The following is an 11,239-nucleotide window of genomic DNA, read 5'->3' as shown; positions in this document are numbered from 1 at the left end:
GCGGTGGTCGTCTTTCCCGAGCCCTGCAGGCCGACAAGCATGAAAACCGACGGAGGTCTTGAGGCAAACTTGACCGGCGGGGTCTCGCTCCCGAGCAAGGCGATGAGTTCATCCCGGACAATCTTCAGCATCTGCTGGTCGGGCGTGAGCGAGAGCATGACTTCCTGGCCGAGGGCCTTGGCGCGAGTGTTTTCAAGGAGCGTCTTGACCACCTGGAAGTGGACATCGCCCTCGAGCAAGGCCATGCGAATCTGCTGCATGGCTTCAGCGACATTGGCTTCGGTCAGCTTGCCTTCGCCGCGCAGGTTCTTGAAAACCCGCTGCAACTTTTCTGTCAACGTATCGAACATGGCTCCTTTGAGCGCCCCAGGGCGCATCTAGCATCTTCCCTGGGCAACGCGCAAACGACTCATTCTAGGGGAGACACACGACCCCGTCAAGCTTGCCCCAAAATCCGGCATCACGCCGGCTCATTCCGGGTGGGCAATCGTGGAGGCTTCGCTTTTGACCGGCACCGCCGGAAGCGGCTCGCTGAGGGTGACCTCTTCCCAGAGCTCCTTCTCTTTCATCAGGCGCAAGACGAGCGCGGTGTGGAGCGCGTGACCAGCCTTGTGGGCTACGACGTGACCGAGCAAAGGCTTGCCGAGCAGTGCCAGGTCGCCGATCAGGTCGAGTGCCTTGTGGCGACAGAACTCGTCGGGATAGCGCAACGTGCCGTTCATCGTGCCGTCCGGGGTGAGCACAATCGCATTCTCGAGCGACCCGCCGCGAATCAGACCCATGGCGCGCAATCGGGTAACGTCTTCCGTGAAACCAAATGTGCGCGCTGAGGCCAGGAAAGTGCCGAAGGTTCCGCGGTTCACCACCATCTCGAGCTCTTGCCGGCCAATCAGCGGGTGGGTGAACTCGATGAAGCAGGTGACCCGAAATTCGTTGGCCGGAAAGATGCCCAGGCGCCGGTCGCCTTCGGCCACTTCCACGGGCTTTAAAATTTTCAGGTAGCGGCGACGTTTCCGCAGGCGCTCGACGCCCGCCTGCTCGAGCAAGCGCATGAAAGGCTCGGCGCTCCCGTCCAAGATCGGCACTTCGAGGTTGTCCAGCTCGATGTAAACGTTGTCGATGCCGGAGGAATAGAGCGCCGCCAGAACGTGTTCCGTGGTCGAAATCAGCACGCCCTTCTTCATCAGGCTCGTGGCATAGCTCACCCGAGCCACATTGTTTGCCTTCGCCTCGAGCTCGAAGCCGTCCAGGTCGGTCCGGCGGAAGACAAGCCCGGTGTCGGCCGGGGCTGGCACCAGCCGCAGGTTGGTATGAACAGCGGTGTGGAGTCCGTTGCCGGAGGTTTCGACCGGACGAACAATGGTGGTCTGAACCGGGTGTCTCAAAATGGGCTCACTCAAAAGCCTATTCCAGCAAACTTTGGTCCACTCGGCGGAATCATGCTATCTCATACAAAATAAATTATTTATAATATGCCTTGGATCTGACATCTCTTATTCACTGTGGTAATTATGCCACACTCTGTGGCTTTGCGGCCAGCTTGCCGATACTGTTTTGTTAGCTCTTGTTATATGCTTGCCGCGAGGACGAAGACCAGCCCGGATGCGCCCGGCGGAGGCCATGCCGGCGTCAGGGTATTTGAGGACTTTCTCCTGACAACCAGAGGAAATCTCAAGGCTACGTTGCGAGCCGGCACCGTAGCCGGCTGTTGCCGCTCTGCTATACTGGCTTGCCCGAATGCGGGCTTGCCATGCCGGCCGGTGAGACAAAGCGACTGTTTCTAGTTGACGCGATGGGTTTTATCTTCCGAGCCTACCACGTCCCCACGCAGGAGTTCCGCGCGCCCGACGGCCGGCCGACCAAGGTGGCATTTCTATTTACGAACATGCTCCGCCGGCTCCTGAAAGGCGTGTCAGGCAAGTTCGAGCCGCCTGACTATCTTGCCGTGGTCTTTGACGTGGCCGCGCCCACCTTCCGCGACAAGCTTTTCGAGCAATACAAGGCCAACCGCCCACCTATGCCGGAAGACCTGGCCTCGCAGCTACCACAAGTGCGCGCCATGTGCCAAGCGATGCGTTTGCCGATCCTTGAGTATCCCGGCTACGAGGCGGATGACGTGATCGCCACGCTCGCTCGCCAGGCCTCAGCCTGCGGCCACAATGTCTTTGTCGTGACGAGCGACAAGGACCTTCTTCAAATTGTCAACGAGCGCACCTGCGTCCTCATCCCTACCAAAGATGATCTCGTCTGCGACCCGGCCCAAGTCGAGGAGTTGATGGGCGTCGCTCCCGAAAAAATCACTGATTTGCTCGCTCTCATGGGCGATTCGATTGATAACATTCCTGGAGCAAAGGGCATCGGCGAAAAGGGCGCACGCGAGTTGATCGCGAAATACGGCGCCGTCGAGAACGCCATCGAGCATGCCGCCGAAGTCCCGGGCAAGCGCTACCGCGAAGCGCTCCAGACCCAGCGCGACCAAATCCTGATGAGCAAGAAGCTGGCGACCGTCCACTCCCACGCGCCCATCGAGCTTCGTCTGGATGAGCTGCGCCGCCAACCCCCCGATTCCCCCCGCCTCATCAAGCTGCTCACCGAACTGGGCTTCGGCTCCATGCTGCGGGAAGCGCTTGCGGCTTCGCCGGGACAGGAGATCGCCCCGGAAGAGGCAGACTATCGAGTGATCGAAACCGCCGAAGGACTGACCTCATGGCTCGGATCCTTGAAGCCAGGCGAGGAGACCGCAGTCTGGCTGGACATCGAAGGGGAAGAGGACTTCACCGGGCGGCTGGCCGGGCTCGCTTTTTCTCCGAGCCCGGGTGTGGCGCGAGCCATTCCTCACGGCGGGCCCAGTATGCTTGCCGCCGCCAGGCCCTTTCTCGAAGACCCGGCCCGTCCCAAGGTCGTCCACAACGCCAAAATCCTCCACTTGCTTCTCGGCAACCGAGGGGTTGAACTTCAGGGCATCCGCCAGGCCACCGAGCTCTATTCCTATCTGCTTCAGCCCACCACGCCCGCTCACGACCTGGAAGCGGTGGCGCTGCGCCACCTCAGCCTTCGCCTTTCGGGCAACCTGGCCGAGAAGGCGGACGTGGTTGGCCGGCTCGCTCGGAAGCTCGGCCCGGAAATCGAAGCGCAGCAACTCGCCGACGTTTTTCGAGCCATCGAGCTGCCGCTTGCCCCGGTGCTCGCCCGCATGGAGCGGCACGGTGTCAAGGTGGACGCGGCAGCGCTCGAGCAGATGTCGGCTGGCTTCGAGATCGAAATTGCCGCGTTGACCGCGCGCATCTTCTCGCTCGCCGGGGTCGAGTTCAATCTCAACTCACCGAAGCAGCTTGCCGGAATCCTCTTTGACAAGATGAACCTGCCGATGCCGGCCAAATACGCCAAAGGCAAGGTGCGCTCCACCGCCGCCGACGTGCTGGAAGACCTGGCCGAACTCCACGAGCTGCCCAAGCTCATCCTCGATTACCGGGAGCTGGCCAAACTCAAGTCCACTTATATTGACGCGCTGCCCAAACTCATTCATCCGCAAACCGGCCGGCTGCATACCTCCTTCCGCCAGACCGGCACCGCCACCGGCCGCCTCTCTTCCTCCAATCCCAATCTACAGAACATCCCCATTCGCAGTGAACTGGGCAAGAAGATTCGGGCGGCATTTGTGGCGGAAGAAGGCTCGAAACTTCTCTCGGCCGACTACTCGCAAATCGAGCTGCGCGTCCTGGCGCACTTCTCAGAAGACCCCGTCCTCCTGGACGCCTTCCGCAAGGGCGAAGACATCCACGCCCGCACCGCCGCCGAGGTCTTTGGCGTGCCGCCGTTGATGCAAACCGGCGACCATCGCCGCCGCGCCAAGGTAATCAATTTCGGCATCATTTACGGCCTCTCCGCCTTTGGCCTTTCGCAACAACTTGCCATCACGCCGCAAGAGGCGCAGGAGTTTATCAATGCCTATTTCGCGCGCTACGCCGGCGTCAAGGCCTATCTCGAGCGCACGCTCGCCGAATGTCGCAAGACGGGCACGGTGCGCACGCTCGCCGGCCGCCTCCGGCCCATCCCGGAAATCAATTCGAAGCAGCCGAACCTGCGCAACTTTGCCGAGCGAACCGCGCTCAACACGCCCCTGCAAGGCACCGCTGCTGACCTCATCAAGCTCGCCATGATTGAGATTGATCGCCGCCTGGCGGCCGACCGCCTTCTCACCAAAATGATCTTGCAGGTCCACGATGAGTTGCTCTTTGAGGTGCCGGAGGCGGAAATGGAGCGGGCGCAAGCGCTCATCAAACCAGCCATGGAGCAGGCGTATCCTTTGAAAGTCCCGCTGGTCGCCAATCTGGGCGTCGGCAGCAACTGGAGGGATATTCCCTGACCGAACTGTTCATCCCATCCCGTCCCGGCGAAATCCGCGTTGGTATCCGCCGGCGACCGTTTGTCGCCGTTCGGAAAGAGCATGCGGAACCACTCGGGTCGGGAGAGGTCACATGAGACATTCGCCGGCATTTTTGAAGCTCGTGGATGAGGCGAAGACGCGCATCCGGGAGCTGACGATTACCGAGGTCAAGCGCAAGCTCGACGCCAAAGAAAAATTCATCCTGATGGATGTGCGTGAGGATTCCGAGTGGAATGCCTCGCACCTTCCCGGCGCCACTCACCTTGGCAAAGGCATTATCGAGCGCGACATTGAAACGATGGTGCCCGATCCCAACGCCGAAATTGTGCTCTATTGCGGCGGCGGCTTTCGCTCAGCGCTAGCCGCCGACAATCTCCAGAAGATGGGTTACAAGCGCGTCTATTCTATGGCGGATGGCTTTCGGGGATGGAACGAGGCCGGCTTCCCGGTGGAAAAGACTTGACCCGTGCCCCTTGGCCACTCCCGAAAATCCAAATAGTTGGCTTGTCAAGCGCTTCCCTGCGTCGTGTTTGACGATTTTCAGGGGCATTTGGCACGATTTGTTCCCGAATATTCCCAAGTCTTGAACGCAAAGGTGGTATTGGTGGCGCGAGCGGCAACGGGTGCTCAACCTGCAGCCGCTAGAACCGTCCTTGGTCATTCCAAAGAGGATTGAATTCAGAGATCAACTCGCTCTCGACAGCTTCGCGGTTCTGGGTGGGGAAAAACCACAGTTCGACTCGCTTGCCGCTCTCAATGCTTTCGAGGACATGCCGATTAATCTTACAATTGGTCGACTGGCCGCCAACAAAACAATTCCGTGGGGAAATCTGTCCATAGCCCATGTTGAAGCGGGATGAGAGGTCAAGGCACTCGCCCACGTAGGGGACACGCCTCTGCCGGAGGCAGAAACAATTCGGGGCTCCCTGTGGAAGGGAGCCCCAGCCAATCTCAAAACATTCTCGCGGGCGACCGTTTCACCGGAGGTATCGAGGTGGGATAATTGCGAGAATGCTTTGGGGGGATCAGAAAGCCGGCCCAGCCCTTCGCGGTCTTTTGACCGCCGCGACTTGCTGCCCCCCACCCTATCCTCAGCAATTTTTCGGCCAGGTTCCAGTACTACTCGTTTAGGCACAAGAAGTTAGCTAACTTCTTGAGACGAAAAGGCCCTGCCCGATGGCCGAACCGTACTCGGGGAGTCGCGAAGGGAAAATTCTGCCGGCCGGCCGGGTAGGGATTTCGTTCCAGGGGAAAACTTACACGGCAGCGTTCCGCTCAAAGACGGCCCGTGGGCGGCGCAAGGCGTGCCCGTAAGCGCCGCAGCCAGGCGGTCGAGACCTTCTGCGCGCCCAGCAAAATCAACATCCCGAGGAAGCCAAAGAGCGGCGTGACCCAGTAGCCTCCCACCACCTGGGCATCCAGCGGGGCCGGAAAGCTTGCACCGGCGCTGATGAACCGACCCTCAGGCGATAAGAAGATGCCCACATTGTGCGGAAAGATCGGCTTCAAGAGCGCGGTCACGACCATTGCAAAGCCGAAGAGGTAGAGCAGGAAGCAAGCCAGCGCGCCGAGAAATCCTACCACAAGCTTGCTGGCCGCTTGCCACAGGGCCGACCATACATTGCGAAATCCCGGTCGCACCAGCGCTCGATCCAGTTCATGGCTGATGGCATAGCTGCCCGCCAGTCGTTCGGGCGGCCCAAGCCGCGCCAGCAACGCCCGGCGATCCACATCGCTCGGCGAATCGGCCAGCAGCCCGCGTATTTCGCGGAGGATGTCCTCCGCCTCTTCCGCCGGCAAGACACCGAGCGCGCGCCGCAAGCGCGCAAGATAGCTTTCGAATTCTTTGCCGGATGCAGTTGCGTTCATTTTTCTCTCCCGGGTGGCCGCGACGTGGTGGCGGCAAGGTGATCGCCCATGCGGCGCGAAAGCTCTTCCCACTCGGCCAACATTCGGCCCAATTGGCGTGCTCCTTCGACAGTGAGCGAGTAATACTTGCGCGGATGCCCGGCTTCGGATTCCTCCCAGCGCGAACGGAGCCAGCCGTTCTGCTTCAGCCGGTTCAGGAGCGGATAGACCGTCCCTTCGCTGATCTCCTCTCCCAGCGCCCTTCGCAAGTCCTCGACAACCGCCAGCCCGTAGCGTTCCCCATTGGCCAGCGCCGAAAGAACCACGAGTTCGAGCGCGCCCTTGCGTAGCTGCGCACGCCAGTTGTCTAACTCATGAATCTCGACCACGGACAGTATCATGTTATACAAGGATACATGTGTCAACAAGCTTTTAAGTTCCTGCTTCCGGTGAGCCTCACCATCGGGGGAACGGGTCGCCTGGGCCGTTGTGTTTTTCCTCCATTTCATGTTGACCGAAAATTTCTTCCCGGTAAGGTAACAGGTCGGCGAGTCTCCCACACCTCGGCGACACCGTGCCAGCCGGCGGAGCATGGGAGCGCATTTCGGACCGCCTAGCGCTGGGTTTTCACCAATTGCCGGATGTGGTCAGCGGCCGCTTCGACCTGGGCCAGTAGGGTCGGCAGCAAAGGATGGGTACTTTGGATGTCGCGGTACTCGATGTGGGAACGGATTTCGGCTAACAGCCGGGCGGCCCGGTCCATGCGGAGTTGGACGATGAGCGAACTTGCCAGCGCCCGCCCCCCGGCTGGAGCCTCTCCCGTGGTCTCTTGAGCCTGCAGGATGGCCCAGAGAGTGGAACGGACATGGTCAATCGCTTCTTTGAGGTCTGTCAGGACGGTGCTCGGCAGAGAGCTGACCAGAAGGAATGGCTCGAGTTGCTCCAACTGTGTCTTGATCGCCCTCACTTTCTGGACCAGGTTGTCGGACGGTGACTCGGCGGAGTTCCGGCTTTCTCCGGGCATCGCTGGCTCTCTCCTTGTCTTCCTAGGCTCTGTCGCAGTGGCCTGCCGAGCCAGTACTTGGGCTGGAACGAGTCGCTTGCTGTCGGAGCATGAGCTGTTCGGTTGCTCTCCATAGTATATACGCCGGGCCATTGTAATGGCGCAAGAACTAAATTGGCTTCGGTGATCAGTCGGGGACAGAATACGACCGGTGGCAGGATTTCGGTCGTGTCAACATGAAAGTGACCACCGTCAACCAGCCGCTCGAGCCGCTCACCATCTCGCGGGATAAGCCTGGCGAGCGCCAGGGCATGTTGAAAATCGCCTGGGAGACGACGGTCGCGAGCGTGCCATTCGAGCTTTTGAAGTAACCCCGGGTCTTGGGCCGGGAAGAGTAGCCTTGTAAATCCCAAATAAGCCGTTTAGGATTACGCAAGGGTTCTGCACCCTTGTGGAAGGAGAAAACCATGGCTACTGTTGTGTCTGCACCGGACCGGGGAGTCAAGGTCCGCGCGACCAAGCTCCTCATTGACAACGAGTGGGTGGACAGTGTGTCGGGGAGAACGTTTGAGACGATCGACCCGACCACCGGCGGGGTTATCTGCCGGGTGGCGGAAGCCGATGCGCCCGATGTGGATAAGGCCGTGAAGGCCGCGCGGGCGGCGTTCACCGCGGGCCCATGGCCCAAACTGTCGGCTGCCGAACGGGGCAAGCTGCTCTACAAGCTGGCCGACCTGATCGAGGCGAACGCCGAGGAACTGGCGCGGCTCGAAACGCTCGATAACGGCAAACCGCTCAACGATTCGAAAAACGCCGACCTGCCGCTAACCGTGGCCTGCTATCGTTACTACGCGGGCTGGGCCGACAAGATCCAGGGCAAGACCATTCCGATCGCCGGCCCGTACTTTTGCTACACGCGCCACGAGCCCGTGGGAGTGGTCGGCCAGATCATCCCGTGGAATTTCCCGCTGCTCATGCAGGCCTGGAAGATCGCCCCGGCGCTGGCGGCGGGCAACACCGTCGTCCTCAAGCCTGCGGAGCAAACGCCGCTGACGGCGTTGCGCGTGGGCGAACTGATCCTCGAGGCGGGTTTCCCGCCCGGCGTGGTCAACATCCTGCCGGGCTTCGGCCCCACCGCCGGGGCTGCCATTGCCCGCCACATGGATATCGACAAGGTCGCCTTCACGGGCTCGACCGAGGTCGGGCACCTGATCATGGAAGGCGCCGCCCAGACCAACCTCAAGCGCGTCACGTTGGAGCTGGGCGGCAAGAGCCCGGGCATTGTGTTCGCCGACGCCGACATGGATCTGGCGATCGAAAGCGCCCACTTCGGTCTGTTCTTCAACCAGGGGCAGTGTTGCTGCGCCGGCTCCCGCTTGTTCGTGGAAGAGGAGTGCTACGACGAGTTCGTCGAAAAGAGCGTGAAGCGCGCCCGCGAGCGCTCCGTCGGCGACCCCTTCGATAGCAAGACGGAGCAGGGACCGCAGGTGGACAAAATCCAATTCGACAAGGTCATGAACTACATCGACTCCGGCAAGCAGGAAGGCGCCCGGCTGATGTGCGGTGGAAACCGGGTCGGCGACCGCGGCTTCTTCATCGAGCCGACCGTCTTCACCGACGTCCAGGACAACATGAAGATCGCCCAGGAAGAGATCTTCGGCCCGGTGATGAGCGTGATGAAATTCTCCGGAATGGACGAGGTGATCCAGCGGGCGAATACGACCGTGTATGGTCTGGCGGCGGCGGTGTGGACGAAGGACGTCAGCAAGGCCTACGCCATTGCCAATAGCGTGCGGGCCGGGACGGTGTGGGTGAATTGCTACGACGTGTTCGATGCCGCTGCGCCGTTCGGCGGCTTCAAACAATCGGGGATGGGCCGCGAACTGGGCGAGTACGGCCTCCAGCAGTACACCGAGGTCAAGACCGTCACCGTCAAGCTATAAGCGTTCGCGCGTACCATATCAGCCAACTCGTTTATCCTCTTCTCGCTCACGCACTTCAAGCGCGCAGGGGGGATACGATGTACCTGTACTATCACCTGGATTTTGAGCTTGACACAGGGGAACCGATACCCTAGCATTTCGCTTTTCCCCCGGCCCTGACCCAGGGAACGGGGTGTGGGGTGAGCGAACGTGGCGTTCCCAGAACCAGCCAAAGGAGCTAGCCGAACGATGTTTGGAATCTACGTTTTCGTCGGATTGGTCGCCGCTGCACTTCTTTTCGCCAAGCTGCGCGGGCGTGGCAACGACCGTCCGTCGGTCACCCGGATTGTCCCGCCCAAGTCTCGCTAATGGGTCGCACCCACTCAGGGTTTTCTAGCGCCGTTTCAACTGAAGGGCGCATGCTATCGAGACCTGCGAAGCTGCCTCGATAGCTGGTCGGAGCTGGGTAGCAGCCAGCCGAAAATAGTCGGAACGCCATTAGCAGCAGTCAAGATTTCCGGGCTAGCTGCCTCCCGGATCCGCTTTGACTCACTTTGCCTCCGGGGTGTCTTTTGTCAAGTTCATTGCCATCCCCGAGCTCTGACCGCAATAACGAAGGCCACTCAAGCGCCGGATTCCCATCTCTCCGACCCTAGATTTTGCGCCCACCGCCTACGCAACTCTTCCATCCGACTGGTGTTTAACCAAGATGAGGAGGAAAGTCCGGTGAAGAAGCTTTTTTTGACTCTGATGACGCTTGTTTGGCTTTTCCCGGTGCCCGCCTGGGCTCAGTCAGGACCGCCGCAAGCAACCACGCAACCAGGCTCCGCCCAGTCCCAGACCGTAGTCGCCCTCGAAGGGGATCCCGAGTGGCGCCAAGCCCACTTTCGACGTCGGCACTATCGTTGGCGGGGTCATTTTCGACGCCATCATCGGCGTTACCATCGGCGTCACTATTGGCGGCATCACGATTGGGGTCATCACTGTCGGCACCCCTTTCGCCACTACCACGGCGGCTGGGGAGGTTAATCCCGTCCCGCAGAGCGGGACGAGCGCCCCTATGGCTCAAGCCGATCAGGGGGAGATCGTCAGGACGCCCGCTCCACGTATGCGGCTCTGCTTCAACCTGAGCAAAGCCTGATTCGCCTCCAACAAAGGAAACGTTTCGATCTCCGTGCGGATGGGGATTTGTCCCGCCAGTTCCAAAAGCTCGCGGGCATCCTGCCGCGTGCTGTTGGAGACGCTCCGGATATTCTTCTCGTGATAGAGCGAGGCATATTCGATGGCCGGAAGGGGAGTCATGTAGATCCCGGCCAGCGCGACCACCCCCCCTTTCCGCAGCACGCGGAGAGCTTCCGGAACCAAACTTCCTGCCGGCGCAAAGATGATGGCGCTGTTGATTTGGGCCGGAGGCTCCTCTTCCGCTCGCCCGGTCCACGCGGCTCCCAGCCCCCGGGCAAGTTTGCGATGTTCTTCGCTGCGCGTGAACACATACACCTCGCAACCCCAATGTCTTGCCACCTGGATGGCGATATGGGCGGAGCCTCCGAAGCCGTAGAGGCCAAGCCGCTCCCCGGGGCGAATTTCGCTGAGCCGCAGCGCGCGGTAGCCAACCACGCCCGCGCAAAGCAGCGGCGCAGCAGCGGCGTCAGAAAAGGAGGGCGGAAGAGGGTAGGCAAAGTCCTGGGAGACGACGGTGTATTCGGCGTAGCCGCCATCGGCGTGATAGCCGGTGAAGCGCGCCGCGTCGCACAAATTTTCCTGGCTGCCACGGCAAAATTCGCAAGTTCCGCACGTCCGATAGAGCCACGGCACGCCCACTCGGTCGCCTTCGCGAAACCGCTCCGCGCCCCGGCCCCGAGCTTCGACAATACCCACAATCTGGTGGCCAGGAATGACGGGCAATTTCGGCAGGGGAAGTTCGCCTTCGACAGTGTGGAGGTCGGTATGGCAAAGGCCGCAGGCTTTCACGCGAATGCGAATTTCTTGGGCCCCAGGCTCCGGCACCGGCCACTCGCGCGCCAGCAGCGGTTGTCGCTCCACGGCCCCGGTTTTTTCCAAAATCATCGCCTGCATCAT

The 11,239-nt window shown here is 60.7% G+C and carries 11 protein-coding genes; 5 read left to right on the top strand and 6 right to left on the bottom strand.

The window, feature by feature from the left end:
* Together VIH17_04215 and lpxC are read right to left on the bottom strand one after the other, a co-directional pair.
* On the bottom strand, positions 1 to 377 hold a 377-nt coding region (locus VIH17_04215), incomplete at its 3' end, for a signal recognition particle receptor subunit alpha (protein ID HEY4682438.1).
* A gap of 93 nt (positions 378 to 470) precedes the next feature.
* The gene (lpxC, locus tag VIH17_04210) at positions 471 to 1,385 is read right to left on the bottom strand and encodes a UDP-3-O-acyl-N-acetylglucosamine deacetylase (GenBank protein HEY4682437.1); all 915 of its coding nucleotides are present in this window, start codon (positions 1,383 to 1,385) and stop codon (positions 471 to 473) included.
* A 365-nt stretch (positions 1,386 to 1,750) separates the two neighbouring features.
* Here lpxC and polA point away from each other — a divergent pair, with 365 nt between their 5' ends.
* The 3 genes from polA to VIH17_04195 all read left to right on the top strand — a co-directional run bounded on the left by polA (position 1,751) and on the right by VIH17_04195 (position 5,247).
* Positions 1,751 to 4,366 (top strand): DNA polymerase I, encoded by a 2,616-nt coding sequence (gene polA / locus VIH17_04205; GenBank protein HEY4682436.1) that lies wholly within the window; start codon positions 1,751 to 1,753, stop codon positions 4,364 to 4,366.
* 112 nt (positions 4,367 to 4,478) lie between these two features.
* Positions 4,479 to 4,850: a rhodanese-like domain-containing protein gene (locus VIH17_04200; GenBank protein HEY4682435.1), complete on the top strand. Its 372-nt coding sequence runs from the start codon at positions 4,479 to 4,481 to the stop codon at positions 4,848 to 4,850.
* A gap of 160 nt (positions 4,851 to 5,010) precedes the next feature.
* Positions 5,011 to 5,247: a hypothetical protein gene (locus VIH17_04195; GenBank protein ID HEY4682434.1), complete on the top strand. Its 237-nt coding sequence runs from the start codon at positions 5,011 to 5,013 to the stop codon at positions 5,245 to 5,247.
* Positions 5,248 to 5,662: 415 nt separating this feature from the next.
* On the opposite strand, the gene VIH17_04190 is transcribed toward VIH17_04195, so the two are convergent.
* The 3 genes from VIH17_04190 to VIH17_04180 form a co-directional block, all read right to left on the bottom strand.
* Complete coding sequence (locus VIH17_04190; protein HEY4682433.1) at positions 5,663 to 6,256, bottom strand: hypothetical protein; 594 nt, start codon at positions 6,254 to 6,256, stop codon at positions 5,663 to 5,665.
* Entirely contained in the window at positions 6,253 to 6,624 is a 372-nt protein-coding gene (locus VIH17_04185) for a PadR family transcriptional regulator (GenBank protein ID HEY4682432.1), read from the bottom strand. Before VIH17_04185 ends, VIH17_04190 begins: the two co-directional genes overlap by 4 nt.
* Before the next feature lie 224 nt (positions 6,625 to 6,848).
* Positions 6,849 to 7,259, bottom strand: a complete 411-nt coding sequence (locus VIH17_04180) for a hypothetical protein (GenBank protein HEY4682431.1) — start codon at positions 7,257 to 7,259, stop codon at positions 6,849 to 6,851.
* 152 nt (positions 7,260 to 7,411) lie between these two features.
* On the opposite strand from VIH17_04180, the gene VIH17_04175 reads away from it, so the two are divergent.
* Entirely contained in the window at positions 7,412 to 7,609 is a 198-nt protein-coding gene (locus VIH17_04175; GenBank protein HEY4682430.1) for a DUF2911 domain-containing protein, read from the top strand.
* 96 nt (positions 7,610 to 7,705) lie between these two features.
* Positions 7,706 to 9,181: an aldehyde dehydrogenase family protein gene (locus VIH17_04170; GenBank protein HEY4682429.1), complete on the top strand. Its 1,476-nt coding sequence runs from the start codon at positions 7,706 to 7,708 to the stop codon at positions 9,179 to 9,181.
* A 1,053-nt stretch (positions 9,182 to 10,234) separates the two neighbouring features.
* Here the strand turns inward: VIH17_04170 and VIH17_04165 are convergent.
* Positions 10,235 to 11,227 carry a zinc-dependent alcohol dehydrogenase family protein gene (locus VIH17_04165; GenBank protein HEY4682428.1) on the bottom strand — a complete coding sequence of 331 codons (993 nt, stop codon included), beginning with the start codon at positions 11,225 to 11,227 and terminating at the stop codon, positions 10,235 to 10,237.
* Between the last annotated feature and the right edge of the window lie 12 nt (positions 11,228 to 11,239).

Source organism: Candidatus Acidiferrales bacterium (genome assembly GCA_036514995.1).
In the GTDB taxonomy this organism is placed as follows: Bacteria; Acidobacteriota; Terriglobia; order Acidiferrales; family DATBWB01; genus DATBWB01.
The sequence above is the reverse complement of the archived record's forward strand: the minus strand, read 5'-3'. Positions and strand labels throughout refer to the sequence as shown.

Coding starts and splice junctions, on each gene's coding strand:
- polA (HEY4682436.1), top strand. CDS start 1,751: ATGCCGGCCGGTGAGACAAAGCGACTGTTTCTAGTTGACGCGATGGGT.
- VIH17_04200 (HEY4682435.1), top strand. CDS start 4,479: ATGAGACATTCGCCGGCATTTTTGAAGCTCGTGGATGAGGCGAAGACG.
- VIH17_04190 (HEY4682433.1), bottom strand. CDS start 6,256: ATGAACGCAACTGCATCCGGCAAAGAATTCGAAAGCTATCTTGCGCGC.
- VIH17_04180 (HEY4682431.1), bottom strand. CDS start 7,259: ATGCCCGGAGAAAGCCGGAACTCCGCCGAGTCACCGTCCGACAACCTG.
- VIH17_04170 (HEY4682429.1), top strand. CDS start 7,706: ATGGCTACTGTTGTGTCTGCACCGGACCGGGGAGTCAAGGTCCGCGCG.
- VIH17_04165 (HEY4682428.1), bottom strand. CDS start 11,227: ATGATTTTGGAAAAAACCGGGGCCGTGGAGCGACAACCGCTGCTGGCG.